Below are 26,370 nucleotides of genomic sequence, written 5' to 3' on the forward strand. Positions count from 1 at the left end.
CTCGATTCTTATCTTCCTTATAATAAAGGTATCTTATTTATTCCGATACGCTCATTACAGAAAGATTCTCAAATCTTGTAAGGTGATATGTCCTTCGTATAATGCCTTACCGAAAATAACTCCGGGAACACCGGCCTCATCCAAGGCTACAATATCATCCATCTTGCTCACCCCGCCACTAGCCATCAGATAAAGGTCAGGGAATTTTGCCAACACCTCTTTATACAAATCGATAGAAGGGCCACTCAACATTCCGTCACAGCTAATATCCGTACAGATTACTTTTCGTATACCTTTATCTATATAATTTTCGAGAAATGGAAAAAGTTCACAGGCACTTTCATCTTTCCAACCATTGACGGCTATCTTATGTTCTTTTACATCTGCCCCCAAAATAATCTTCTCACTGCCGTATATTTCCAGCCAATGACAGAATAATTCCGGATCTTTCACTGCAATGCTTCCTCCGGTTACCATCTGCGCACCGCTCTCAAAAGCAATTTTCAAATCTTCATCACTCTTTACTCCTCCACCAAAATCTATGACAAGAGAAGTGCGTACAGCAATCTGTTCCAACACCCGATAGTTAACGACATGATGAGAAGCAGCACCGTCCAAGTCTACCACATGAAGCCTGCGAACACCGTTCGCTTCAAACTCCTTTGCAACTTCCACCGGGTTCTCATTATACACCTTTTTACTATCGTAATCTCCCTGGGAAAGGCGTACGCACTTTCCATCAATAATATCAATGGCTGGAATAATTTCTATCATCTATTTACTATTTGTATCTTAGAGGTTTAAAAAGTTTGTCAGAATCTTCTCTCCTGTCTTACCACTTTTTTCCGGATGGAACTGGGTAGCATAAAAGTTATCTTTATGGAGCGCAGCACTGAACGGGTGAATATAGTCAGTTGTAGCAGCAGTAAAGTCGCAGGTCGGCACATAGAAGCTATGCACAAAATAGACAAACTCTTCTTCGGTGAACCCTTCAAACAATTTGCTATTCGTTTTTCCAATGGTGTTCCATCCCATGTGCGGCACTTTATCCTCATGTTTCTGCGGGACAAAACGTTTCACATCCACATCAAAGATATTCAAACAATCGACTTCTCCTTCTTCGGAATGCCGGCACATCAACTGCATGCCGAGACAAATTCCAAATACAGGCTGACGGAGATTCTTAATCAGTTCGTCCAGTCCCGTTGCCTTCAAGTGGTTCATGGTAGTTTCCGCCTCTCCCACTCCGGGAAAAATAACTTTATCGGCCGATTGGAGTTCTTCTTTATCAGCAGTAATCACCGCTTCTACCCCCAACCGCTTTAAAGCATAATCCACAGAACGAATATTGCCGGCATTGTATTTTACAACTGCTACTTTCATCAGCTAAATATTACTGTTTTATTTTTATAAGCCAAAACTTTGCGCTCGATGTGCTTCTGCACTGCACGCGAAAGAACGATTTTTTCCAAATCCTTTCCTTTATTTACGAGGTCTTCAATAGCATCTTTATGAGTAATGCGCACTACATCCTGTTCAATAATCGGTCCGGCATCCAGCTCTGTCGTTACATAATGACTAGTTGCACCAATAATTTTCACCCCTCTCTGGAAAGCTGCGTGATAAGGCTTCGCCCCTACAAACGCAGGAAGGAAAGAATGATGAATATTGATAATCTTATTCGGATAAGCATTAATCATCTGTTCGGAGATCACCTGCATATAGCGTGCCAATACAATAAATGTAATCTTATGTTTGGCAAGCAATTCCATCTCTTTGCGCTCCTGTTCTTCTTTCGTCTCCTTGGTGATAGGGAACAGATAGAAAGGAATTCCGAAACGTTCTGCCACGTGCTGCAAATCCGGATGATTACTTATAATAAGAGGTATCTCTACATTCCACTCTCCTGCCGTATACCGGGCTAACATATCGAAAAGACAGTGTGACAGCTTGGATACGAAAATAGCCATACGTGGTTTTACATCAGAGAAATAAAGACGAAAATCCATTTCATATTTTTGCCCGTAGAGTGTTCTGAAATAATCTTCAATTTTTTCCTGTGGAACCAGAAAATCTTTCAGTTCCCATTCAATACGCATGAAGAAGATGTTCTCTACATGATCTACATACTGATCCAAATAGATAATATTTCCTTTGTTTACCGTAATAAAGTCTGTCACTTCCGCTAGGATTCCCGGTTTGTCGGGACAGTGCAATAACAGTTTGGCTGTTGTCATCATTCTTTCTACTAATTAACGATTCTAGGCAGATTATTTTCTACCTTTCTAATTTTAGTCCGCAAAAATAACGATTTATTGCAAAATTACGAATTATTCAAGCAGAAAGTTGATATAAAAACGGTGATTTCTTACAGATAGAAAGATATCGAGAGTTATTTTCAATGAAAAGAATGACAAACTTTAGGATAGTGACGCCATTGCCTTCGGATAGTGACGGTATTCCATCGTGATAGCGTCACTATAACGATCAGATACCGTCACTATCCGAAGAGAAGAAAAACGAATATTTTTTTTCATTACAAAAGTACTCAAAATGAGACACTAAGCATTTTTCTTGTTTTTTCTTGAAAAAAACTTTTCTCAAAACGCTTGCAGGTTTACAAAAAACAACTACCTTTGCACCCGCAATCGAGAGAGATGCAGATTAATAAATTGAAATTCTGGTGCGTTAGTTCAGTTGGTTAGAATACATGCCTGTCACGCATGGGGTCACGGGTTCGAGTCCCGTACGCACCGCTTCTTTCACTAAGAAGCAGAGAGAAATATAAATGAGTTAATCCAATTAAAATTTGGTGCGTTAGTTCAGTTGGTTAGAATACATGCCTGTCACGCATGGGGTCACGGGTTCGAGTCCCGTACGCACCGCGAAAGCAAATAGTAAATTAAAGCAAAGCTCTGAAATTCAAGAAATTCAGAGCTTTTTTCTTTTTCTTCACTTCATTTAAAACAGAGTTTAAGTAGGCGATAGATGTGCCCATTCAAACTCTACAATGATTTTTTAACCAATCATTTTATTCAAATGTAACATTCATCTTCAATTAAAGGTACCTATACTAAGCATCTGTTTATAATTGAACAGAGACTACAACTGCATGTGTAAAATAGGATATTCCTTACCTTCTCCGTCCAAATTCGACCTTTTATATATGTTAAAACCCATATATTCATAAAAACCGACAGCTTGAACATTTTGCTCATTCACATCAACTTTAGTTACTTGCAAATTATCTATGGCATAAGTTATTAATTTTTTTCCGATTCCTGCGCCTCGATACTTATTGTCAATAAATAACATTTCAAGATTTCCTTCTGCAATTCCCATAAATCCGATTAAGATTCCCTCTTGTTCAAATCCGAATAGATTAACATACTGAAAATATACCGGAAGTCGTTCCTTATAATATAGAAAATCTTCCTCTTTAAGAAAATCATGTGTACTCAATACTGCACTTTCCCAAATTTCCATCAAACGTGGATAATCCGTAACTTTAATTTTTCTAATCATACTTGTAATTGCAATTTAAAGCCGCAAAGTTCGTTACTTATACATTCAAAACACTGAACCCAAGTTAAAAAATACGTTTACGGATTCTGCTTAGTGCTTGCTGTGTGATACCCAAATAAGAAGCTATATCTTTTAATGGTATATAGTTTAATGTAATACCATATTCTTCCATCATCTGTAGATAATACTGTTCAGGAGAATATTTAATCAAGTCGATATTTCTTTTCAAAAGTTTATTCAACAATATAGCATTTAAATCTTCAAATACAGTTTTTACTTTAGGGATAGCGGTATATAGTTCATTTACTTGCTTCTTGTCTATTCGGTAAATAACACTATCTACAATTGTTTGCACATTAAATGCAGACCTAGTTTGTAATGTAAAAGATATGTTTGACATTGAAAATGTACCCTCTTTACAAAACCAGAAAGTTTGTTCTTCCCCGTTATGATTTAAAAGCCAACAACGTAATATTCCATCAAAAACGAAATAACTATACCTCTCTGTTTCTCCTTCCTTAATCAAAAATGTACCTTTACTAACTAATATTCGTTCAAAATATTGGTCGAATAACTTAAACTCCTCCCAATTAAAAATATTAGTACTAAAATTAAATTCTTTAAGTAGTTTTTCTAAAAGCATAATCTAAATATGATTCGTAATATACTTACTCATTTAATATATTCACTATTACTTCCGCCCTATTTAACTTCTCATATTTAGTGAATATATTTTCAGTAGCCATTTTTATATTACTCCTTTCGCCCAGTCTCCGGCCTGCTTGACACTTCCGTTCAACAATCGGCTTTCTCCCCATACGATTTTTGGATAAAGTTTCTTGAGTTGTTTTACACTATTAGTTATTGAGCTTCCTCCGGAAGTAGCAAATGGAATAACGGTTTTACCGGAGAAATCATATTTCTCAAGGAATGTATTGACCGGACGCGGACATAAATTCCACCATATCGGGTAACCAAGGAATATCACGTCGTAATCTTTCAGATTAAGCGCTTCTCCCCCCAATTCTGGACGTGAATTTTCAGTCGTCATTTCAATTGAACTACGGCTACTCTTGTTGTTCCAGTCGAGATCTGCCGAGGTATAGGCTGTAGCGGGAGTTATCTGATAAAGTTTGCCGCCAACCGTTTTTGCAATGGCATCGGCGGCTTTTTCTGTAGTTCCAGTACAAGAGAAATAGGCAACCAGGATTTTCTTATCGGACTGTACATTAGTATCCGCTGTCTGATTCTGCGCTTTTGATGAGCAGCTAAAGCAAAGGAGACTCATAAATATGAATATAATCTGTTTCATTTTATTTTGATTTTAAATATTTCTTATCATTAATTAGTTTAGACATTATCACGATGGAGTAACCCCACAGGCGTTTTCATTCTTCCATTACTTTGATAATTGCCCATATCGTCCATCAAACGATGTATTTCTTCTGTATTAAGCGCTTTGCGCGTCTTTACATATTCCTTAAAATTCCTCGGTAGTCATATTATTTCCTTTCAAAAGATAAAGCAGGATTAGCAAAAATCATCGTTTAGTCTGTTCGAGTTTGTTATACTCGTCATCTGTGACCGGCTCAAGCCACTCATTGGAAGTGTTTTCACCGGAAACTTCGAAAGCCAGATGAGCAAACCAACTGTCGGCAGCAGCTCCGTGCCAGTGTTTCACATTGGCAGGAATATGGATAACCGTACCAGGCAGAATCTCTACCGCCGGTTTACCTTCTTCCTGATACCAGCCTCGACCGGCTACACCGATAAGCATCTGTCCGCCACCTTTCGTTGCACGGTGAATATGCCAGTTATTGCGGCAACGTGGTTCAAAAGTAACGTTAGAGATATTCACCTGCTCGCGCGAAACCGGAGCAAGATAACTGTTACCAATAAAATACTGTGCATAGGCTGTATTGGGTTCGCCAATAGGGAAAATCATCTCACGCTGGAAAGCTGTTTTGGCATCCTCACCAACAATATCTTCAGACCATACTCCTTTTGCCAAATTGAACGCTGCCCACGCTTTCGGCCAACCTGCATAGAAACCTATATGAGTGATAATCTCTGCGATCTCCGTGCGGGTGATGCCGTTCTTCTTCGCCGACTGAAGATGATAAACGAGCGAATTGTCCGTGATTCCCATACTGATAAGGGAGGTAATGGTTACTAAACTGCGGTCACGCAGACCGAGTTTGTCAGTGCGGCTCCAAACTTCTCCAAAGAGAACATCGTCATTAAGTTCCGCAAACTTGGGGGCAAACGTTCCTAACTGGTCGCGTCCTGCCGTCTGTACTATCTTTTCTTGTGCCATAACATTGAGTGTTAAAATACTAAATACTGAAAATAAAAGGAGTTTATTCATAATCATTTCGTTTATTGAATGAAGTTATTAATGCAATTTGCGGGGTTAAGCGGCATTTGGTCAGAGAGTACGAGAGTCTTAACCATGTGCAGCGTTCCTTGCTTGTACTTTTGAAAATGCTCCGATGCAATATGAGATTTATAAGCCTCCTGACTCGCGTAAGTTTCAAGAATAGTTATCCTGCCAGGATTCTCTTTTTCGCTGACGGCATACATAGTCAGCACTCCCGGTTCAGTACGCAAGGAGACTTCACCCACTTCGGTCGCATATTTCATATATTCTTCAAGATACTCCGGATAAACCTCGATTTTCGATAGCCGCACAATACCGTCAGCCGCCATAGGTAATTTGGCGCACATACCAGGCTGCTGTTTTATATCCTTTTTCCCTGTCATACTGCATGATAACATAACGAATAAAGACAAAACACTTAGAATTGTTTTTATCATCATCTTCTATCTTTTCATTGTTAAACTTCTGATTACAAATTTACTGCGATAAAACGAATGGAATTGTATATCAATTACGGATTTTTGTACCCAAATCCCCGATTCTGTAATAAAGCCGAATAAAAATCAGATATTAGAAGTAAAGTTATTCATCTGTTTTGAGACCGATAAGCTACTTTTCTCATCAGACTCTTGACAAATGACTTTTTATGTTGTATCTTTGAGAAAAGAAAAAGTATAAACAACATGAAAATAGAAAGAAATAATCATACATAAATCATAAATAACCTGGTATTTTACAATACCACTCCTATACGATATGGGGCAATAGTCGAATGATTATTGCCCCATTTTGTTTATAATTCAGCTTAAAATCTCTCGTCTGATCCTAGAACTGTTCTACAATAGTTTATAATAAACTCGAATACCGTTTTACTAAAACTATCAAAAAGTTTATTATAAACAGAATCCGGGTTTATTAAAAGCCACGTTACCTTTTGTCAAAAATAGAGTAAACAAGATTTCTAAGATTCACCATAAAAGATCTACTACAACCCAACAAGTAATATAAATACACAATTATTCATTTACGTCTTTTTTTACACGATCGTTTTCCTCCCTCACATTCCATCTTTCTTTTTTCCCAATTCGTTAATTAAATCAAAAACTTCAATTACGATTTGCCGTATCTACCATATTTTTACATACATTTGCGTCTGACACAGATGTCAAACACGAGGTCTAATTTAAGATATTTGGTATATGAATGTATATAAAGTGGGTTTAGATATAGGCTCTACTACCACTAAGATGGTAGTATTGGATAAAGATGGAACTACAGTCTTGTTTTCCGGATACAAAAGGCATCAGGCAAAAATACAAGAATGTTTACTCGGATTTCTTTATCAAATAAAGGAACAGTTGGGTGATATTCCTTTATCTTTCCACATTACGGGCTCTGTTGGAATGGGAATTTCAGAGAAATGCTCTCTGCCGTTTGTGCAAGAGGTTGTAGCTGCAACAAACTATGTGTGCCGGGAGCATCCGCACACAGCCACTATGATCGATATTGGAGGAGAAGATGCGAAAGTTGTTTTCTTTCAGGACGGACAGGCTACAGACCTGCGCATGAATGGAAATTGCGCCGGCGGAACCGGGGCTTTCATTGACCAGATGGCTATTCTGCTTGGAGTCTCCATCGACGAATTGAATGAACTAGCACTTCGTTCCAATCAGGTATACTCTATCGCTTCACGCTGCGGAGTATTCTGCAAAACGGACATACAGAATCTGATAGCCAAAAATATATCTAAAGAAAATATAGCAGCTTCCATTTTCCATGCAGTAGCCGTACAGACCACTGTCACACTTGCACGCGGTTGCAATATCGTAGCTCCGGTATTACTCTGCGGTGGCCCATTGACTTTTATTCCGGCCCTTCGAAAAGCATTTGCCAACTATCTGAATCTGTCACAAGATACAGATTTCATATTACCGGAAAAAGGAAATCTGATCCCTGCCTGGGGAGCAGCATTGGCAGAGAACAATGAAGAAAGTATTCATCTCTCCAACCTGATACAGGTAATAGAAAACAAACTAAGTGTTACCTCACCTTTCCAGAGTGATCTTTCTCCTATATTCGACAGTGAGGAAGAATATCGGTCATGGAAAAAAGAAAAAGACCAGTATAAAATTCAATATGCCAGTCTGCGTCCCGGATTACAGGAAGCAACTATCGGCATAGACTCCGGCTCTACTACCACCAAAATCGTAGTACTCGACAACAATCATCGTATCCTTTACTCCTATTATCACGACAACAACGGAAACCCTATAAAAACAGTAGAGAACGGCTTGCAGAAACTATATGAAGAATGCCGGAGACGAGGAACTACCCTGCGCATAAAAGGAGGATGTTCTACCGGTTACGGAGAAGATCTGATAAAAGCGGCTTTCCACATGGATGCGGGAATCATTGAAACCATCGCTCATTATGCTGCTGCCAAACATATCAGCAAAGAAGTTTCTTTTATCCTGGATATTGGAGGGCAGGATATGAAAGCCATCTTTGTGAACGACGGAGTAATCAACAGAATCGAAATCAATGAAGCCTGTTCCTCCGGTTGCGGTTCTTTTATCAGCACATTTGCGCAATCGCTGGATTACAGTGTGGAGGACTTTGCCAAAGCAGCTTGTTTTTCGCAAGCACCATGTGATCTGGGTACACGTTGCACAGTCTTCATGAACTCCAAAGTAAAACAGGTACTTCGGGAAGGAGCGTCCGTAGCGGATATAGCTGCCGGATTATCTTATTCCGTTGTTAAAAACTGCCTGTATAAGGTTCTGCAATTAAAAGACACGGAGATACTTGGCGACCATATTGTCGTGCAGGGAGGAACCATGCGTAATGATTCCATCGTACGAAGTCTGGAAAAGCTGACCGGGAAACAAACCTTCCGCAGTAACTGTCCTGAATTGATGGGTGCTCTTGGTTGTGCCCTATATGCCAAACAAATCGAAAATGCCCGGGTGACGGAGCTGAACGAGATGCTCCAATGGGCGCAATATACTTCCAAGCAACTTCAATGCCGGGGGTGCGAGAACCAGTGCGCCATTATGCGATATACGTTCAACAATGACAACCATTACTTCTCCGGCAACCGATGTGAAAAGGTATTTTCCAATAAAGGAAGCCATGCGGACAAAGGCATCAATACGTATGATAAAAAGCTGGAATTATTATTCGACCGGAGCGCAGACATTCCACAACCCCTATTTACCATAGGCATTCCACGTATTCTGAATATGTATGAGGAATACCCTTTCTGGCATACCTTATTTACTGCTTGCGGCATTCAGGTACAGTTGTCGGCCCCCTCTACATTCAGCAAATACGAGACTGCTGCCGGCATGGTGATGTCTGATAACATCTGCTTCCCTGCCAAACTTGTGCACAGTCATATCCGTAACCTGACACTGCAAAACGTCAACCGGATATTTATGCCGTTCGTTGTTTTCGAGAAAAAGGATAAGCAACAGCAAAACAGCTATAATTGCCCCATCGTTTCCGGTTATTCGGAAGTCATCAAAAGTGTACAGGAAGAGAATATACCGATAGATGCTCCGACTATCACCTTCAAAGATGAAGCATTGCTGTATAAACAATGCTATGAATATCTGAAATCTTTGGGTATCAGGGATGAGGTATGCAAAAATGCCTTCTCACGCGCATTACAGGAACAATATGCTTTCGAAGAAAAAATTGCTGCCTATAATCAGGAAGTTCTGAACGAGGGACGGGAAAAACACAAACTGATTATCTTACTCGCCGGACGCCCTTACCATAGCGATCCACTGATACAGCACAAGGTTTCGGACATGATTGCTGCGATGGGAGTTTATGTGATAACTGATGATATTGTCCGCCAGCAGGAGATTTCATTGGAAAAGACTCATTACCTCTCTCAATGGGCATTTACCAACCGTATTCTGAAAGCAACCAAGTGGGCGGCAATGCAAGAGGGTGACATACAATATATGCAGATGACTTCTTTTGGCTGCGGTCCGGATGCTTTCCTTATAGATGAAGTACGTAACTTGCTGAAACGATACGGCAAGAATCTTACTTTGCTCAAGATAGACGATGTTAATAATATCGGCTCCATCAAATTACGAGTCCGCTCGTTGGTGGAAAGCTTGAATTTCAGTTTGAAACATTCTCAAGCGAAAGATCCCGAGCCATTTGTTTCAACTGCTCCTTTCACCAAGAAAGACAAAAAGAAGAAAATCCTCGCTCCATTCTTTACGCCTTTCATTTCACCACTCATTCCATCCATCATGAAAGTGGCCGGATATGAAATGGAAACGTTACCGTTGAGCGACACCGCATCTTGCGACTGGGGATTGAAATACTCCAATAATGAGGTATGTTATCCGGCAACATTGATTGTCGGCGACATAGTAAAAGCCTTTAAAAGCGGACGTTATGATCCTGCCAATACGTGCGTTGCCATCACACAAACCGGTGGACAATGTCGTGCCAGCAACTATATTTCACTGATAAAAAAGGCATTGATTGAGAATGGATACACCAATACACCGGTGGTATCACTTGCTTTCGGCAGTGGTATTGAAAATGAGCAATCCGGTTTTAAAGTAAACTGGCTCAAGGTTTTGCCAATCATACTTGCGTCTGTGTTATACAGTGATTGTATCGCTAAATTCTATTATGCAGCCGTCGTTCGTGAGAAAGAACGGGGACAGGCCGCCCGTCTGCGCGATCTTTATCTGGATACAGCACAGCCCATCATCCAGAAAAATAAACCGGAGGACTTGTTGAGTTACTTATATCTCGCTGCCAGAGACTTCAACAAAATCTGTGAACAGAGATCCTGTCACAAAGTAGGTATTGTTGGAGAAATATTCCTGAAGTTCAACCCTTTTGCTCAAAAGGACGTCACCTCATGGCTCATCAACCAGAAGATCGAAGTGATTCCGCCACTGATAAGTGATTTCTTCATGCAGGGATTTGTCAACCTGAAAGTGAGACAGAACCAACACTTGCAGCGAAAACTCACTCCCGACTTTGTTATCGACTGGTTATACAAGAAAGTCCAGAAGCAGATTAATAAAGTGAATGAAATCGGCAAAAATTTCAATTACTTCACGCCGTTCGAATCAATCTTTGAAAAGGCAGAAAAAGCTAAACAAGTCATCTCCCCGGGCACCCAGTTTGGAGAGGGTTGGCTGATATCCGGTGAAATACTATCCTTTGCTTCCCAAGGAGTCAATCATGTCATTAGCTTGCAACCTTTCGGATGCATTGCCAATCACATTGTAGAAAAAGGAATAGAAAAACGTATAAAATCGCTGTGCCCTCAAATGAATATACTATCTTTAGACTTTGACAGTAGCGTCAGCGATGTGAACATAACAAACAGATTATTACTTTTTATTGACAACATAAACAACTAAAATTATGGCTACAACGGAACATAGCGATTTAGAGCAGCAAATAATAAAAACTGCCCAACAACTTTTTATAGAAAAAGGATTTGTGGAGACCAGCATGAGTGATATTGCTGCAACGGTAGGAATCAACCGGCCCACTTTACATTATTATTTCAGAACCAAAGATAAGATGTTCAAAGCCGTGTTCGGCTCGATAGTCATGTCTTTAATGCCGAAAATACAGGATATAGTAAAACAGGATATCCCATTTATGGAGCGACTAAGCATGATTCTGGATGAGTATATTGAGCTTTTCACAAGTAATCCCTGTCTTCCCAGATTCATTTGCGGAGAAATACAGCGTGATGTAAACCACTTGCTTGCCACTGCAAAAGAACTTCAGTTCGGAGATGCTTTATCCCAAGTGAAAGACAGTATACTGACAGCAATGGAAGACGGTAAACTTAAAAAGGTTCCGATACATATTGTATTTCTGACTGTCTACAGCCTATTGAGCTATCCATTTCTTGCCAAGAACCTGATAGTATCTTTATTCTTGGAAGATGAAGCCGCTTTTGCTGACTTCCTGCAAGAATGGAAACAAAACATCATCAACCAATTGCAGAACTTATTGTGTTATGAGGAATAGTATAGATACTATATAAGGAGGTGTGTCATAATGAATAATAAAACGCAGATTAACGCAAATTATCGCAGATTATTCCAATTATATTGATATATTAATCAACGACTTATAAAATTATTTCTGCGATAATTTGCGTTAATCTGCGTTTTGACACACTCCGTTATTACCATTCCAATCACCCCATCTTGCACCTTATTCGACCACAAAATCTTCCGATTTAAAATTACTATAGAAACGTCCTGAAATAGCAGTAAACTTCAATACACAGTAATCGGGATCCGTCACTCCCTCCGGATAATACATGGTATCTCCCTCCTGCCAGATCATCTCTTTACTGGCACTATCCGTCAAGACATCCATCGTACCGCGTAGCATGACACCTCTAAAGAATCTCGTATCACAGAAGTAGATACACGCATGGTTGTTCTCACGGTATTGCGCCACACGCATGGACGAAGTATTTGTTGTCAGATAAATAGTTTTTATCCCCTTTCTTTTTCTGGGTTGCAGCATTGCTTTGATGGTAGGAAATCCTTCACCGTCTATCGAACCGATAAAAGCTGTTTTCAGCTTATCAATCATGTTGCCTACTGTTTTTTCCGCGTCTCTCATCATTTTACTTTTTATTATTGGTTTATTATCTGATGCGAAAGTAGAGAAATGCCAGGAAAGCAATGCAATAAAAAGAAAGGTAGAAATAGCACTTTTTACGGTTTGTGTACTTTACGATACAATAACGGAGTTTCTCCCGTATGCTGCCGGAAGCTACGGATAAAATAAGAAACCGTTGAAAAACAGAGTTCAAATGCAATATCAGCTATAGGAAAGTCCGTATAAACAAGCAGCCTCTTAGCCTCTTCCATCACCTTGCTCTGAATATATTGTTTTGCGCTGATTCCCATGGTCGAGGTTATCATCTCATTCAGATAATTAGGAGTAATGCAGAGCTTATCCGCATAATATTGAACCGAATGTTGCTCTTTTGCATGTGTAGCAACCAAATTCATGAATTTACTTACATGATTATTGGAAACTTCCCTACTTCTGCCCTCCTCTATCGAAGTCATTTTAAGGTAAGCACGGTCCAGCAACATCAGGACTTCATAAAGCAATGCTCTCAAAACGTGTACATCGCCCTGTTGATACGAATCAATCTCCATCTTTATATCATGCAAGGTTTCAAGTATGCGTGTATAAAGCTCATCAGACAAATGTAGTAGCGATGAAGAACTTTCTATCTGAAAAAACGAAAGATGCTGTACAAACAAAGAATCTTTAAAGAGGAAAGACAAAAATTCTTCTTCGAAAATCAGAGCATACCCATTGGTGATATGATGAGTATCCCAGTTCCGGATTTCCCCCGGTTTAGAGAAAAGAACGTCACGAGGAATTGCTTCATAGGTTTGGTTATCGACTGAAAAAGCTCCCTTACCTTCTGTTATAAAAGTAATATCATAATAATTTAGAGTGTGGACAGCACTTTTAGCCAGGAACTTCTTCACATACTTCAGTTCTACTACATCGACCAAAAGTTCACTCCCATACTTATGCTTATAAAAAGTATATCGAGGTATTGAGTTTTTCATTCAGAATACAAAAATAGTATTCCTTACCAAATAATCCAAAGACTTTTCAAATTCGATTCGATTGAATAAGCCATGAACCATCTGATAAGGAATACATAGAAAAATATGTCTAGGTTATATTTCCTATTTAGAACTTCCGGCCAGATATCCCAAACTGGTCACATCTGCCCCCAAGTAATGATTAATGTGCTTCAATGGCACCCTGTACAGAATATCCGGAATTTCCGCCAATAAAGAGAGGTACCTTTCCCTTACTGTCAGCTTGCGGGCATTCATATCCTCTTCCTCTTTAAAGTAAAACTGATACTCCATCAGTTGACGGACCAGATTCGCAAATGAAATTGAAGATGCACACAACTCTTCAATCTCCTCTTCACTGATGTAATAAGCAGCACATTTCGTCAGTGTCTTGATAGAATACTGACTTGAATTATAGCATAACACAGCATCACCCGCAGAGAAAAACCGATTGGTTCTCTCTTCTCCTTCATGAGTGGTATATGTATGCAAAATACCGGAAACAATAATGTACAAGCTCTGTTCTGGCAATGTGGCAGAAGCAATCGTTTCTCCTTTATCCAGATACACCATTTCCATTCGAGCCAACAGCTCTTTCACTTCTCTTTCATCCACCTGATACTCAAAACAGAGTTTCTTCAAATAAGCTTCCATACAAAATAGATTTTAGTTAATATATGTCACTTAAAAACACCTAATTCGACATAGCAGGCATCATTGTGCCTCTCAAATATAATTTCCTTTGGGTATATCGTAAATACCAGATACAGATCAATAATGAAACGACCGTTGAAATGGGTGGAGCAAATCCCATGATAAACAGCGACGAGCTATCTATCTGGCTGAACCAGTATGACAACGGTATACGGAACAGGAAAGTGGCTATCAGACTGTGAATCATCGGGAATAACGAGTTTCCTTGTCCGCTGAAATAAGAATTAATGCAGAACACGAAACTAACCACGATGCAGTCGATGCTATACCCTCGCAAATAATCTGCCGCCATTGCCACCACAGCAGCATCTTTCGTAAAGAAAGCAGTAAGAGTCTCCGGCAGGAATTGCGAATACACGCAAACCGACACACCGAAAACAAGAGCAATCCCAATCCCCGAAGCCAGACATTTATTCATTCTCTTGATAAGTCCCGCTCCATAGTTCTGTGCAGTCATGGTTGCCACAGCCGATGATATAGCCATCGGAGGCAGCATAGCAAACACGATGATTTTCTCAACAACACCCAGGGAAGCAGATGCAATGACTCCCATCTGATTGACAATGACAGTGATAATCAGAAAAGAAACATTGATTAAAGCATCCTGCAAAGCAATAGGTGCTCCCAACACCAAGATCTTTTTAGACAGATTCCGGTTCAATCGAATATCTTTCCGTGAAAAGTCAAAATGGAATCCGTGCCGGTATAAGAACCAGAGCGCTATTCCAAAGCTGACTCCTTGTGCAGTTACAGTAGCGATAGCCGCTCCCGTAGCCCCCCAATGGAAATAACCGACCAATATAAAATCGAGCACTATATTTATCACACATGCCAGCCCAACAAAATAAAGTGGTGTTTTAGAATCACCCAATCCACGCAAAATACCACATACAACATTATATCCTACTATAAACAGAATACCCAGAGAGCATACCAAAATATAGTTTTTCGTATCTACCATCGCTTCGACAGGAGTATGCATCAGTTCTGCTATCCGACTATGAAAAAGCACCATGACCAAAGTTAGCACTACGCCGGTTATTGAAAACAACCATACGGAAGACCCGATAGTAAAAGCTACTTTTCGATTGTCTTTAGCTCCGGTAGCAATAGCAATCAGCACTGTTGTCCCGGTAGTAATACCCAGAATAATACCTGTAATTGTCTGCATCACCTGACTACCAATAGCTACGGCTGCCACACTTGCCGAATCATCATATTGTCCGACAACGAAAAGGTCAGCTCCGCCATAAAGTGCCTGGAGCACATTGGCAATCAGAAAAGGTACTGCAAACTGCAACAATACCTTCGGTACGCTTCCTTGTGTCAAATCTAACTCTTTCATAGTTTCTTCGATACTTTTCCTCTTTATCTTATTTTGTTACAACAAAAAAAAGTGCCGGACAAGCGAATGATTTGCACCATTCATCTTATCCAGCACTATAATTATTATTATAGCACCCTCCGATGAGGATTTTTATGCCTGTCCCTATTTCAGGGCTGCAAATATGGGCTTTGTTTTCATAATTACCAAATTTTAACCGGTTTTTATTTTCTTATGAAGATGTAACTAGCTATATATCAACTATTATCAGACGAGGTTTGGTCTATAGGATCTCCGTTAGAAAAACGAAAGAAAGCTGCCAACCGATCCGGATTCAGCGTATAACGTGCGCATTCTTTTAATAAGGGTTCCGCATTCATTACGGCACAAGAATGAGAAACCACGGACATCATCGGCCAGTCCTTTAACGAATTTCCTACAACTAAAGTGTGTTCAGAAGCTAAACCCAAAGCCTTACATAACTGAAGCATCCCCTCTTTTTTACTCGCTTCAGGATGAATGACTGTTATCAGCGGAGCTTTATGAAAGACCTGGCAGGGATTTTCTTTCAACCGGGTAAGAATAGATTCTCTCTGTTCTTTATCACGTACCAATATACTATACTTGTAAACCACTCCTTCATAACTATGAATAGTAACTTTTGACGATTCTCCATATACCTCCGGATATACTTTCACCGGCAAACACTTAATCTGCCGCGAATAAGATAATAAACCTCCATCTGCAAACACTCCTCCCCTGAATAAATCAAAAAGAGCCTTTCCCAGCTTTTTCTTCGCCTGCTCCATCGACAGAGAAGTGGCAAGATATAAGGAAACGGACTGTGCCATATATCGCAAAGCGTTAGCATAACTTTCTGGAACTTTTCCCTGTGAATCAGTCAGTGTTCCATCCACATCGAAGAAAACAGTCGTAATAAGTGGCTTGTCCGGTATTCGCCAGAATGCCCCTTCTCCCATTATTCGATGTAAAGGGTGATTGTTCAGGTTACTAAATGCAATATAACAGTCACAAACCTTCCTCTTGCAAGATAACGGCACAACAGCTCCATCACCTTGATAAAAATTACCTATCTTCACCCGGCTTCGGGGACAAGCATACATATCCCCTTTCCAATCGATAAAACAATTATCCCTTCCTCCTGCGCAAACTTCCCATTGTACCGGAGCATTCTTCAAGTCATACTCAAAAAGATTATCCAGTTGACTGAAAAACTGAATATCTTCCTGACTTAATGGTGCCCTTAACCCTTGCATAGCATTAATGAATAAATAAATATCCGGCAAAAGAGCATTCCGTAAATCATTGAGTACGACCTTTGCAGAGGGATTTCCTACCGCTCCGACACATACCTGTATTCCCGCATGATGGAGTATATGAATCTGATGCGCAAATTTCTCTACCGAAGTCATCTCAGGATGAAAACTAGCCCAAAGCCTTATCTTACTTATCACAGTGGGAGCCACACGAATCTCATCAAGCCAGTGTTTAGCCGGAAAAGAAAGGTTAGTCTGACAGGAAATTCCGGTCACCTGTGGCAATGCCGCCAAATGCACCATTCCTTTCCGATAATAACGATGGATCAATACTTCACCGTAAGGAATAATAAATAACTGCAACGGCTCCCCTTTCCATTGTTCAATAGCTGCTATAAAACGATTCCATGCCTGTTCATCCTGTGTCGTATCTGCCAGATGCGACTTCTTGCCGAAAGGACAATAAGAACAGGTATAGTTGCAGCTATTCAATTTGCCGCGATAATATATATGCCTGAAGGAAAGTAAAGAGCTTTCGTTTTCCATTTCTATTTCGTTCAATAAGAATAAGTTTCCATCAGTTCTCTTATTTCAGGAGTAATGAACAACTGACCAATATAATCGGAGTATGCCATTCCGTCGGAAGTCAGACAAATACGACCGTTATCCGTATTTTCTATCCATTGCCGTTCAGCTAACTGTCGAAACAACATCACATTATCCGGTGATTCTCCAAAGCGACGCTTATATTCGGCCTTATCAAGCCCCATATAATACATCAGATTTTTAATGATGAAACGTTGTCGCCGTTCTTCCTGAGAAAGAATAAATCCATTACGAGCCACTGTAAAATCAGTAGTGCCCATATAATCATCTATCTCTCCGGCAATACAACGCTGGCAAACAGTATACCGGGTGGCATAATGCAAATTACCCAGGTAACTGCGTCCGCCGGAGCCACACGACAGCATCACTTCATCCCCACATGAGATTTCCGCATCAGTAGACGGATGATGAATAAAACGTCGCATCGACGTTTGTAGAAAACCTCTGTCTTTCAACAAATCACAAGCGGCACAATACATCTGAAAACAGACATCGTCGGATTCCCGCTCCGTGATAGCCGTTCCCGGTCGTACATATAGCGGATAGATAAAGAGTTCGTTAGGCTGAAACAGAAGAGCCTGTTCCAATGAATAAAGAAAGCTGGCCACAGTTTGTCCTCTGATTCCGTAAATCAAATCAATATTAAAAAACGGGAATTGTCTCTTCCGAATAGCCTCCAGCGCCTGATTAATCATGTCTCGCCGGGGACGTCTTTTCAAAGCTGTTAATTCTTCGTCAAGGAAACTCTGTACGCCAATACTCACACGAGCTACTCCTGCTTGCTTCAACAAGTCCAAACGGGTAGGATCGGCATATTCCGGCGATGTTTCTACGGAAGTAAAGGTATGTGAAGGATGCACTCCGAATAAGGCAGCCGTATCCAATAGGTATTCCAGTTGAGGAACAGTGAGGAGCAACGGTGTGCCTCCTCCAATGGCGAAACTATCAAATGCCAGTCCGGTAGTGAGTGGAGACAACTGTTGCGCCTGCTTGTGAAGAGTTTCCAAATAAGTTGCGATATAATCCGCACGATTTGTTTGCAGAGAAAACAGGTTGCAATATCCACATTTATGACTACAAAAAGGAATATGGAAATAAAGCGATGCTTTCTGTCCTTCCACCTGTTTCAGGTAAGGAACCAGCGAAACCGGGGACGGAAAAGAACGATAAGCAGTTTTATGTGGATAACTATACATATAGTCTACATATCGTGGTAGCGGTTGATTCATTTTTTCGTTAAAATAAAGTGTTTGTAAGGGACTGTATAAACCGTTTCGTGAGATATGCAATGATATTCATATCCATCCTCTCCATAGCAAGTGCCATGATCGGAAAGAGCAATCACCAGCGTATTTCCCCGCTTCTGAAAGGCCTGAAATAAACGGGGTAGCTGACTGTCGACATATTGCAGCGCGGCAGCGTGTGATTCCTTATCATCCTTCATTTTGCCTTCCACATAATGACAGTTCGGATAATGAATAGCAGAAAAATTGATATACATAAAAATCCGTTTGTCCTCCGGATAGTTTTCGAGTTTCTTCAATGCAAAATCAATTTGTTTTTCAGTACTATCGGGTGCCGTGCATCCAAAGGTCGGCAGCCAATAACTTTTAGTAAAGTAACCGGGAAACACACGCCCCAGTTCATTACGCTTGCTGAAGAAGTTCACCCCTCCTATACAAATCGTTTCATAGCCTACATTGGCAAGGCTTTGCACAAAAGTTGCTTCCGTAAACGGATAACTTCCCGCAGGCGGAATACGTCCCGTACCAGCTTGCACAGGGAAAAACAACCACTTACGGCTGCGTAGCGAATGAGGTTCCGCCGGAGAAGGCAGAAATCCTGCAAAGATGGCAAAATGAGACGGGTAAGTAAAATTTCCCGGCGCATGTCTTTTTTCCCATTCTCCTCCGTGACTGTTCAGTACCGGTGTTCTTCCTGCCTCTTCTTCCTCCTTGCTGACATCATAACGCAAGGTATCAAAGCAAAGCATCAATATATCATGAGTACCCACCACCTGATTCATATCCAGATCCGGATTTTGGGTCTGTTCGCCAGCCGGCAGTTCATCTATTTGCATGGTTATATCTCTTTTTTATGTTTTTTATCTGTTGAATATAAATAGAATTATGAGCAAACATATCCTGATACACATGATCTCCCTGTCCGTTGACTTCTATTATATAAGGAATATCTGTTCCTCTCTCTATCAGTACATCCACTCCGGCATATTGCAAATCCAAAGATTGAACCGCTTCCTGACACTGAAAATAGATTTGTTGCCGCACTACTTCCGGCAAAGACAATTCGTTCCACCAATGTGCCTTATTGTTCAGATGCAGATTGGTTATGCTTCCTTTACTGCATCTCACAACGATATAATCAATTTCAGATTCCCGGCACACTACACGAAGATCATAATTCTCTCCCTGCAACTGCTCTTTAGGAATCCATTCTTCTAAAATAGCTTCTGTTTGCATCACAGCTTCCGCCAACGGGATCATCTCTTTTTCCGTACTCAAACGGTTGATACGTTTAGTGTTATGAATGACTCCATCCACTTGTTGCAAGGTAGTATAGACTACCCATTTATTCCGGTTGGGTTGATAGCGAACAGCCATAATACCTCCCGCCCCCGAACCGTAACGGGGTTTCAAAAAGCATCCTCTACCGCAATCGGCAAGAAGCTCTCTCAACTCATCAAAAGAACGGGGAGAAGGTAACATCGGAGTCACTTTCAACCCTCTGTCCATCAACACTTGTTTAGTTTCCTTTTTATCAAGAGCACGTAATAAAGCATGGGGAGTATTCAAAAAGCACACGTCATCAGATAGCCTCATCTCGCCTAAACGTTGCAGTGTCTCCTTATATGCCTGATTCAACAGCGCATATTTCAGGAAATTCGTTTCATCGCTTACACAAGGTTCCAGTTTGATAACTGCCTGCCGTAGTTGCGGCAAGCAGTTAAAAAGTTCCCCGTAAGTCATAAAACGAACTTCCACCTGCAAGTGTTTGCCTGCTTCAATAAAGTATTCTATACGTTTGGACAGAGAGTTGCTGACAACGATTATCTGCATCTCCTATTCTGTAATCATCGGGTAATACCACAATTCACCATCATATTCATCTGCCTCTTCAGTTTCAGCAATATCTATTTTCATAGGGAGACTCTGCAACTGTTTCTTCATCTCCTTGCTCAAATAATTATAGCGCATATTGATAAACTTCAAATGAGCGATCTTATCCATATTATCCAGCAATAATTGGGCACCTTCATCTTTGAGAGTACCAGCCGAAACATCCATTGTTTCAAGTTGGGGAAGAATATCCGACTCCAGGAACATTTCTACAATCTTGTCCTGTTCTTCAGAGTTGACGATCCCCAGATAAGTCAGCTTCGGGAAACGTTCTTTGGAGAACAACGGACGGAATATCTCAATATCAGCTTCAAATCCATAATCTTCCACACCAACATATAGAATCAGTTTTTCCAGATTGGGGAAATCAGAACCAAGAATATCTTCTACCACTTCGGTAGGCAGGCCACCACTGATAATTTCGAGTGACCGCAACTCCGGCCGTGAAGTCTTTCCCAAACGCAGATTATTGGTTCCTTTGATTTTCAGATCTTTCAATTTAGGCATGGCATCGAGCAGCGGACTAATATCAGCTTGTTCAATCCATGAAATCTCCTGTTCTTCCTGCTCAATATCTCCCCAGAACAAGCCTTCTATTTGTGCGAACTTCTCCTTATTTTCAATCATTCCCTGTAATAAGGCAGAACAGTCGCCACCCTCATAATCCCAACAACCGATTGTTATTTGTTTATATTCAGAGAGATGTTTATCTTTCAATATCTTATCCAGAAGATTCACATTGTTTTCATACTCATCATAACTCAAAGTATATTTCTTGGCTTCCACTTTCATTTCACGTGCAGTTTCTTCAGCAGTTTCTACATACCCTTTTTTGGTCTTTTCCGCAATCAGTTTGCTGGCTGCTTTTTCAGCTTCTTCAGTCGTTGCGTAGTTTTTCACTTGTGTTTGTCCGTCGGTCCCCAACTTACCATAATTTACAGTAATATCTGTTCCGACTACCTCTATGCTCCAGAATTTCTGCGATTTAAAATCTTGAAAAACGAATACTCTCTTCATAATACAGTTTTTAATGGTTGATATTTGCACACTCAACACAGAACGCGCATGAACAATACCTGCAAAAATAACCATTTTATGTAATGTACAAAGAAATCTGTTTACTAAACTTTCAGAGTATTCAAAAATACAACCCAAGATATGCAACAAAGGCTGCCTTTTGGGGCAGCCTTTGTTATTCTATTTCTGTAATATATCAGTTTAATCTTCAATAGTACATATACTTACACGGTTCCAATCCGGTTCAGTAAACATATCGCCTACACCCTGACCTTCAGCAGTGATACGAGATGCACTGATTTTATACTTGTTGACCAAGATCGTTTTTACAGCTTCTGCACGTGCTGCGGCAATTCTGGCATTCACTTCAACACTACCTTCCGGAGAAGCGTATCCCTTAATAACCACTTTAGAATCAGCATATTTCTTCAGGTAAGAAGCTACACGTTCCACATTAGGAAGTTGTGAAGCGTCAACTGACGATTTACCTTGTCTGAAAGTAATGATAGATTCGGGTACACGGGCGGTTTTCACTACAGTCTCCACCGGAACCACTTTTGTGCGGCATGCTTCAAGTTCTTCCTGCAATCCGTTGATACGTTGGTTTGCATTGCTGATCTCACCATCTTTGTTGTTTACATCTGCACGAAGTGCATTGATTGAAGAGTTCAGTCCGTCAATTTCGGCTTGATTATATACTCTCACTTTGGCAAAATGATGTGTTCCGTTACTTGTCTTAAAGTGATATGTCAATCCGGCTGTCAACTCAAAACCTGCGTTATTAGCATTGAAACGGCTCTTTGTTTCAGGGTAAGTACCTTGCATATCATACACAATGGCAGGTTTGATTCCTAATGTCCATGCTTTACTTTCACCCAAGTTGAAATTGAAATTCAATCCCAAACGCGTAGACCAGGAGTTCTGATCGCCATCGCCATTCACATAATAATGTAACCAACCCATTCCGGCCACAGCTTCCACTTCAAACAAACGAGGTTCGCCCGTGTAACTTGCAAATAGATTCATCAAATTGACTTTACCCAATACGCTGACATCCGAAGCATCGAAAGCCGTTTTACTGGATGTGGTATTGATATATCCCATTCCTTGGAATCCCAAACCGAAGATAGGAGTTAATTGCTTTGAGACTCCCACTCCAAAAGTGGGACGCATACCTTTAAAGAAAGCACTGTGAGTAAGGGGAGTAACTCCACCGGCATTTACTCCGACAGACCAATTATCTGTAAGTTTGGTACCTTCTACAACTGATTGGGCATTTGCTACTGTAAAGCCACCCAATATAAAAGCTAATAAAATAATAGATTTTCTCATATTCATAAGTTTTAAATGTAATGTTTTATCTGCTAAATCATTAGAAATGTATTGTTTGTTCATGTCTAACTTTCTAGTTCATTTTTTAATTCGTTATTCACTTTAAACAACATATCATATCAAAAATTAGTTCGCAAGCCATGAGCCCTATTAACATCTATTATGCTTTCGAAAAATCTAAAATATGGAAACATCAATGCAAACGCCTCATTCCCTGAAGAGAAAGGGATCCCAACATCGCTAACCATTATGCATCTTGTTTCATTATTCTACACTTTCATTCATCCATCAGGCAGGAAATACATAAACCGGACTCTACTAAAATACGAAGAATAGAACATAAACGGAAAGTTATCAGGTTGTTAATGCCATATATCGTTCTGATAAAGAGCGAATATTTTTCTTCCTTTTCAATTGGAATCTTGATTTAATTTCTAACTTTGCCGCCAACATCGGTTTCCGGAATGGCATTATCACCAGACGGAATTAAAAGGGAATCCAGTGAAAATCCGGAACTATCCCCGTAGCTGTAAGTTTTATCTCTCTCATAAAAAAGAGAAATGTTATGGCATTCATTTGCCACTGATTCATGAAACGGATCGGGAAGGCGCCACAACAAAAACAAGTCAGAAGACCTGCCGATAAAATTTCCGTTATTCCAGGCTTTCGGGTGAAAGGCAATAGAACGAATCGTACAGGTCCATTTTATTACAAGTCTCCAGAAATTGTCGTGCATGAATAACTATGTAGGCACTAAATCTATTTTGTTAATTCTTAAAATATAGGTATGATTAGTTCGGAGATATTCATTATCAAAAGAGACGGAAAAAAAGAAGCTTTTTCCCTCGACAAAATCAAAAATGCCATATCCAAGGCATTTTTATCAGTAGGTAGTTTTGCTACGCAAGATGTGATAACCAATGTGTTAAGCCGTGTCAGTATCAGTGACGGAACAAACGTAGAGGAAATCCAAAACCAGGTGGAAGTCGCCTTGATGGCAGAACATTATTACAGCGTGGCCAAAGCGTATATGCTGTATCGTCAAAAACATTTGGAAGACCGTGAAGTCAGAGACAAACTTAAATTCCTCATGGATTATTGCGATGCTTCCAACCCTGCCAGCGGTAGCAAGTACGATGCCAACGCCAATGTGGAAAACAAGAATATCGCCACGCTGATAGGAGAACTGCCCAAATCCAATTTCATCCGCCTCAACCGCCGCCTGCTGACAGACCGTTTGAGGGATATGTATGGTAAAGAGGCTTCCGACCGTTATTTGGAACTCCTGAATCATCACTTCATCTACAAAAATGATGAAACCAATCTGGCAAACTACTGTGCCAGTATTACTATGTATCCCTGGCTGATAGCAGGAACAACAGCAGTAGGAGGCAATTCTACCGCCCCGACCAATCTGAAATCCTTCTGCGGAGGATTTATCAACATGGTATTTATCGTATCCAGTATGCTAAGCGGCGCATGTGCCACTCCTGAATTCCTGATGTACATGAACTATTTCATAGGTTTGGAATACGGACAGGACTATTATAAACACCCTGATAAACTGGCAGACTTGTCTCTGAAACAAAGATCGATCGATAAAATCATCACAGACTGTTTCGAGCAAATCGTATATTCCATCAACCAGCCTACGGGTGCCCGCAATTTCCAAGCAGTTTTCTGGAATGTGGCTTATTATGACAAGTATTATTTCAATAGCCTTTTCGAGCACTTTGTTTTCCCCGACGGAAGCAAACCCGACTGGGGTTCGCTTAGCTGGTTGCAGAAGCGTTTTATGAAATGGTTTAATGAGGAGCGTACACGCACCGTTCTGACATTCCCTGTAGAGACAATGGCACTCCTGACCAAAGACGGCGATGTACTGGATAAGGAATATGGCGACTTCACCGCTGAAATGTATGCCGAAGGACATTCATTCTTCACCTATATGAGTGACAATGCCGACTCTTTGAGTAGCTGCTGCCGTCTGCGTAATGAAATACAGGACAATGGCTTTAGCTATACATTGGGAGCCGGAGGAGTCTCTACCGGTTCGAAGAGCGTGTTGACCATCAATCTGAACCGTTGTATACAGCATGCTGTAAAATCAGGTATTCTCTACCCTTTCTTCCTGGAAGAAGTAGTAGACTTGGTTCACAAAGTACAGCTTGCCTATAATGAGAACCTGAAATTATTGCAGGCAAAGGGTATGTTACCTTTGTTTGATGCGGGTTATATCAATATGAGCCGCCAATATCTGACTATCGGCGTGAACGGACTGGTGGAAGCAGCCCAATTTATGGGAATCGACATCAACGACAATCCGAAATACGAGGCTTTTGTGCAGGAGATTCTCGGCATGATTGAGAAATACAATAAGAAATATCGTACCAAAGAAGTACTTTTCAACTGCGAAATAATTCCTGCCGAAAATGTGGGTGTGAAACACGCGAAATGGGACAAGGAAGCCGGATTCCAGACTTACCGCGAATGTTACAACAGCTATTTCTATATTGTAGAAGACAAATCGCTGAACATTGTCGATAAATTCCGCCTGCACGGGCATCGTTATATCGAGCATCTGACGGGTGGTTCGGCTTTGCACATGAATCTGGAAGAGCATCTTAGCAAAGAGCAATACCGGCAGTTGCTTCGTGTTGCCGCTACCGAAGGTTGCAACTACTTCACATTCAATATTCCGAATACAGTATGTAACAAATGCCATCATATCGACAAACGGTATTTGCATGAATGTCCCGAATGTCACAGCGAGAATGTGGATTATCTGACCCGCGTCATCGGATATATGAAGCGTATCAGCAATTTCTCCCAAGCACGGCAAAAGGAGGCCGATTTAAGATATTATGCTCCGGTACGCTGATTATGATATTGTTTTTCAGGAGATACCGGATGAGGTGACATTAGCCATCAACCTCTCCAACTGCCCCAACCATTGTAAAGGGTGCCACAGTGCATATCTGATGGAGGACGTAGGAGAACCGTTGACGGAAGAAAGTCTCTCTACCCTGCTCGGTAAATATGGAAAAGCGATCACCTGTGTCTGTTTCATGGGCGGTGATGCTTCACCCGCAGAAGTGGAACAACTAGCTGCTTTTTTACACAAGCAGACCATCACTCCGGTAAAAGTCGGATGGTACTCCGGGAAGAGCAAACTGCCGGAGCACTTTGATGTATCTCATTTCCAATATATAAAGTTGGGACCTTACATCGAGTCTCTGGGAGGATTAAAATCTGAAACGACCAATCAGCGGTTGTACCACATAGAAAATGGAATAATGGAGGATATAACTTATCGTTTTCTCCCCCATCATTCCAAAAAGATTTCTTAATAAGAGAAACGCTCAAACGGAGTATGTCATATTTACCGTTTGAGCGTTCTTTTTTCTAACTACTTCTTTTC

Annotated in this window: 21 protein-coding genes, 2 tRNA genes, 2 pseudogenes and 1 riboswitch; of the genes and pseudogenes, 6 read left to right on the forward strand and 19 right to left on the reverse strand. The window is 40.6% G+C overall.

The features are described from left to right. Positions 1–54: 54 nt before the first annotated feature. From hisA to purU, 3 genes are read right to left on the reverse strand one after another with little or no spacing between them, the layout of a single operon-like run. A complete protein-coding gene (hisA, locus tag KQP79_RS15390) occupies positions 55–774 on the reverse strand; it encodes a 1-(5-phosphoribosyl)-5-[(5-phosphoribosylamino)methylideneamino]imidazole-4-carboxamide isomerase (RefSeq protein ID WP_004311504.1) in 720 nt (239 codons plus the stop codon). 18 nt (positions 775–792) lie between these two features. Further along, entirely contained in the window at positions 793–1,383 is a 591-nt protein-coding gene (gene hisH, locus KQP79_RS15395) for an imidazole glycerol phosphate synthase subunit HisH (RefSeq protein WP_004297048.1), read from the reverse strand. Next, entirely contained in the window at positions 1,383–2,240 is an 858-nt protein-coding gene (gene purU, locus KQP79_RS15400) for a formyltetrahydrofolate deformylase (protein WP_004297049.1), read from the reverse strand. Before purU ends, hisH begins: the two co-directional genes overlap by 1 nt. A gap of 442 nt (positions 2,241–2,682) precedes the next feature. Between purU and KQP79_RS15405 the strand changes: the two genes are divergently transcribed. Together KQP79_RS15405 and KQP79_RS15410 are read left to right on the forward strand one after the other, a co-directional pair. After that, positions 2,683–2,756: transfer RNA gene (locus KQP79_RS15405), tRNA-Asp, on the forward strand. Positions 2,757–2,811: 55 nt separating this feature from the next. Then, a tRNA-Asp gene (locus KQP79_RS15410) sits at positions 2,812–2,885 on the forward strand. A 217-nt stretch (positions 2,886–3,102) separates the two neighbouring features. Here KQP79_RS15410 and KQP79_RS15415 read toward each other — a convergent pair. The 6 genes and pseudogenes from KQP79_RS15415 to KQP79_RS15440 form a co-directional block, all read right to left on the reverse strand. Continuing rightward, the gene (locus tag KQP79_RS15415) at positions 3,103–3,525 is read right to left on the reverse strand and encodes a GNAT family N-acetyltransferase (RefSeq protein ID WP_004311505.1); all 423 of its coding nucleotides are present in this window, start codon (positions 3,523–3,525) and stop codon (positions 3,103–3,105) included. 64 nt (positions 3,526–3,589) lie between these two features. Beyond that, positions 3,590–4,168, reverse strand: a complete 579-nt coding sequence (locus tag KQP79_RS15420; RefSeq protein WP_004311506.1) for a Crp/Fnr family transcriptional regulator — start codon at positions 4,166–4,168, stop codon at positions 3,590–3,592. A gap of 105 nt (positions 4,169–4,273) precedes the next feature. Beyond that, complete coding sequence (locus KQP79_RS15425) at positions 4,274–4,837, reverse strand: flavodoxin (RefSeq protein ID WP_004311507.1); 564 nt, start codon at positions 4,835–4,837, stop codon at positions 4,274–4,276. Positions 4,838–4,935: 98 nt separating this feature from the next. Next, a pseudogene (locus KQP79_RS15430) lies at positions 4,936–5,010 on the reverse strand (sugar O-acetyltransferase); the annotation flags it as partial. A 55-nt stretch (positions 5,011–5,065) separates the two neighbouring features. After that, positions 5,066–5,893, reverse strand: coding sequence for a carboxymuconolactone decarboxylase family protein (locus tag KQP79_RS15435; protein ID WP_004304034.1), 828 nt, complete (start codon positions 5,891–5,893; stop codon positions 5,066–5,068). Positions 5,894–5,904: 11 nt separating this feature from the next. Further along, a pseudogene (locus KQP79_RS15440) lies at positions 5,905–6,273 on the reverse strand (putative quinol monooxygenase); the annotation flags it as partial. 831 nt (positions 6,274–7,104) lie between these two features. Here KQP79_RS15440 and KQP79_RS15445 point away from each other — a divergent pair. Together KQP79_RS15445 and KQP79_RS15450 are read left to right on the forward strand one after the other, a co-directional pair. Beyond that, positions 7,105–11,316 carry an acyl-CoA dehydratase activase gene (locus KQP79_RS15445; RefSeq protein WP_004311436.1) on the forward strand — a complete coding sequence of 1,404 codons (4,212 nt, stop codon included), beginning with the start codon at positions 7,105–7,107 and terminating at the stop codon, positions 11,314–11,316. 4 nt (positions 11,317–11,320) lie between these two features. Continuing rightward, positions 11,321–11,941 carry a TetR/AcrR family transcriptional regulator gene (locus KQP79_RS15450; RefSeq protein ID WP_004304037.1) on the forward strand — a complete coding sequence of 207 codons (621 nt, stop codon included), beginning with the start codon at positions 11,321–11,323 and terminating at the stop codon, positions 11,939–11,941. 189 nt (positions 11,942–12,130) lie between these two features. Here the strand turns inward: KQP79_RS15450 and KQP79_RS15455 are convergent, their stop codons facing one another. The 10 genes from KQP79_RS15455 to KQP79_RS15500 form a co-directional block, all read right to left on the reverse strand. After that, complete coding sequence (locus tag KQP79_RS15455; protein WP_004309698.1) at positions 12,131–12,553, reverse strand: pyridoxamine 5'-phosphate oxidase family protein; 423 nt, start codon at positions 12,551–12,553, stop codon at positions 12,131–12,133. A 92-nt stretch (positions 12,554–12,645) separates the two neighbouring features. Next, the gene (locus tag KQP79_RS15460; protein WP_008648609.1) at positions 12,646–13,524 is read right to left on the reverse strand and encodes a helix-turn-helix domain-containing protein; all 879 of its coding nucleotides are present in this window, start codon (positions 13,522–13,524) and stop codon (positions 12,646–12,648) included. Between the two features lie 123 nt (positions 13,525–13,647). Beyond that, positions 13,648–14,196 carry a Crp/Fnr family transcriptional regulator gene (locus KQP79_RS15465; RefSeq protein WP_004297054.1) on the reverse strand — a complete coding sequence of 183 codons (549 nt, stop codon included), beginning with the start codon at positions 14,194–14,196 and terminating at the stop codon, positions 13,648–13,650. A gap of 40 nt (positions 14,197–14,236) precedes the next feature. Then, entirely contained in the window at positions 14,237–15,601 is a 1,365-nt protein-coding gene (locus tag KQP79_RS15470) for an MATE family efflux transporter (RefSeq protein WP_004304040.1), read from the reverse strand. Between the two features lie 236 nt (positions 15,602–15,837). Further along, on the reverse strand, positions 15,838–17,403 hold the full coding sequence (locus tag KQP79_RS15475; RefSeq protein WP_061448637.1) for an STM4011 family radical SAM protein: 1,566 nt from the start codon (positions 17,401–17,403) through the stop codon (positions 15,838–15,840). An 11-nt stretch (positions 17,404–17,414) separates the two neighbouring features. After that, positions 17,415–18,692, reverse strand: coding sequence for an STM4012 family radical SAM protein (locus KQP79_RS15480; RefSeq protein ID WP_022199476.1), 1,278 nt, complete (start codon positions 18,690–18,692; stop codon positions 17,415–17,417). Continuing rightward, positions 18,689–19,543: an STM4013/SEN3800 family hydrolase gene (locus KQP79_RS15485; protein WP_004304043.1), complete on the reverse strand. Its 855-nt coding sequence runs from the start codon at positions 19,541–19,543 to the stop codon at positions 18,689–18,691. The genes KQP79_RS15480 and KQP79_RS15485 overlap by 4 nt, the downstream gene beginning before the upstream one ends. Further along, complete coding sequence (locus KQP79_RS15490) at positions 19,530–20,540, reverse strand: STM4014 family protein (RefSeq protein ID WP_004309702.1); 1,011 nt, start codon at positions 20,538–20,540, stop codon at positions 19,530–19,532. Before KQP79_RS15490 ends, KQP79_RS15485 begins: the two co-directional genes overlap by 14 nt. Before the next feature lie 3 nt (positions 20,541–20,543). Beyond that, on the reverse strand, positions 20,544–21,617 hold the full coding sequence (locus KQP79_RS15495) for an STM4015 family protein (protein WP_004304045.1): 1,074 nt from the start codon (positions 21,615–21,617) through the stop codon (positions 20,544–20,546). Positions 21,618–21,818: 201 nt separating this feature from the next. Beyond that, positions 21,819–22,955, reverse strand: coding sequence for an OmpA family protein (locus KQP79_RS15500; RefSeq protein WP_008774604.1), 1,137 nt, complete (start codon positions 22,953–22,955; stop codon positions 21,819–21,821). A 430-nt stretch (positions 22,956–23,385) separates the two neighbouring features. After that, positions 23,386–23,607, forward strand: a riboswitch (cobalamin riboswitch). Positions 23,608–23,736: 129 nt separating this feature from the next. Between KQP79_RS15500 and nrdD the strand changes: the two genes are divergently transcribed. Both nrdD and nrdG read left to right on the forward strand, forming a co-directional pair. Next, positions 23,737–25,830, forward strand: coding sequence for an anaerobic ribonucleoside-triphosphate reductase (gene nrdD / locus KQP79_RS15505; protein WP_061448636.1), 2,094 nt, complete (start codon positions 23,737–23,739; stop codon positions 25,828–25,830). Beyond that, complete coding sequence (gene nrdG, locus KQP79_RS15510; protein WP_004297064.1) at positions 25,814–26,299, forward strand: anaerobic ribonucleoside-triphosphate reductase activating protein; 486 nt, start codon at positions 25,814–25,816, stop codon at positions 26,297–26,299. The genes nrdD and nrdG overlap by 17 nt, the downstream gene beginning before the upstream one ends. Positions 26,300–26,370: the final 71 nt, after the last annotated feature.

The sequence above is a fragment of the Bacteroides sp. DH3716P genome (assembly GCF_025914115.1).
GTDB classification, from domain to species: Bacteria; Bacteroidota; Bacteroidia; order Bacteroidales; family Bacteroidaceae; genus Bacteroides; species Bacteroides ovatus.

Excerpts from the sequence above, each read along its gene's own strand:
- hisA (WP_004311504.1), bottom strand. The coding sequence starts at position 774 with ATGATAGAAATTATTCCAGCCATTGATATTATTGATGGAAAGTGCGTA.
- hisH (WP_004297048.1), bottom strand. The coding sequence starts at position 1,383 with ATGAAAGTAGCAGTTGTAAAATACAATGCCGGCAATATTCGTTCTGTG.
- purU (WP_004297049.1), bottom strand. The coding sequence starts at position 2,240 with ATGATGACAACAGCCAAACTGTTATTGCACTGTCCCGACAAACCGGGA.
- KQP79_RS15415 (WP_004311505.1), bottom strand. The coding sequence starts at position 3,525 with ATGATTAGAAAAATTAAAGTTACGGATTATCCACGTTTGATGGAAATT.
- KQP79_RS15420 (WP_004311506.1), bottom strand. The coding sequence starts at position 4,168 with ATGCTTTTAGAAAAACTACTTAAAGAATTTAATTTTAGTACTAATATT.
- KQP79_RS15425 (WP_004311507.1), bottom strand. The coding sequence starts at position 4,837 with ATGAAACAGATTATATTCATATTTATGAGTCTCCTTTGCTTTAGCTGC.
- KQP79_RS15435 (WP_004304034.1), bottom strand. The coding sequence starts at position 5,893 with ATGAATAAACTCCTTTTATTTTCAGTATTTAGTATTTTAACACTCAAT.
- KQP79_RS15445 (WP_004311436.1), top strand. The coding sequence starts at position 7,105 with ATGAATGTATATAAAGTGGGTTTAGATATAGGCTCTACTACCACTAAG.
- KQP79_RS15450 (WP_004304037.1), top strand. The coding sequence starts at position 11,321 with ATGGCTACAACGGAACATAGCGATTTAGAGCAGCAAATAATAAAAACT.
- KQP79_RS15455 (WP_004309698.1), bottom strand. The coding sequence starts at position 12,553 with ATGATGAGAGACGCGGAAAAAACAGTAGGCAACATGATTGATAAGCTG.
- KQP79_RS15460 (WP_008648609.1), bottom strand. The coding sequence starts at position 13,524 with ATGAAAAACTCAATACCTCGATATACTTTTTATAAGCATAAGTATGGG.
- KQP79_RS15465 (WP_004297054.1), bottom strand. The coding sequence starts at position 14,196 with ATGGAAGCTTATTTGAAGAAACTCTGTTTTGAGTATCAGGTGGATGAA.
- KQP79_RS15470 (WP_004304040.1), bottom strand. The coding sequence starts at position 15,601 with ATGAAAGAGTTAGATTTGACACAAGGAAGCGTACCGAAGGTATTGTTG.
- KQP79_RS15475 (WP_061448637.1), bottom strand. The coding sequence starts at position 17,403 with ATGGAAAACGAAAGCTCTTTACTTTCCTTCAGGCATATATATTATCGC.
- KQP79_RS15480 (WP_022199476.1), bottom strand. The coding sequence starts at position 18,692 with ATGAATCAACCGCTACCACGATATGTAGACTATATGTATAGTTATCCA.
- KQP79_RS15485 (WP_004304043.1), bottom strand. The coding sequence starts at position 19,543 with ATGCAAATAGATGAACTGCCGGCTGGCGAACAGACCCAAAATCCGGAT.
- KQP79_RS15490 (WP_004309702.1), bottom strand. The coding sequence starts at position 20,540 with ATGCAGATAATCGTTGTCAGCAACTCTCTGTCCAAACGTATAGAATAC.
- KQP79_RS15495 (WP_004304045.1), bottom strand. The coding sequence starts at position 21,617 with ATGAAGAGAGTATTCGTTTTTCAAGATTTTAAATCGCAGAAATTCTGG.
- KQP79_RS15500 (WP_008774604.1), bottom strand. The coding sequence starts at position 22,955 with ATGAATATGAGAAAATCTATTATTTTATTAGCTTTTATATTGGGTGGC.
- nrdD (WP_061448636.1), top strand. The coding sequence starts at position 23,737 with ATGATTAGTTCGGAGATATTCATTATCAAAAGAGACGGAAAAAAAGAA.
- nrdG (WP_004297064.1), top strand. The coding sequence starts at position 25,814 with ATGCTCCGGTACGCTGATTATGATATTGTTTTTCAGGAGATACCGGAT.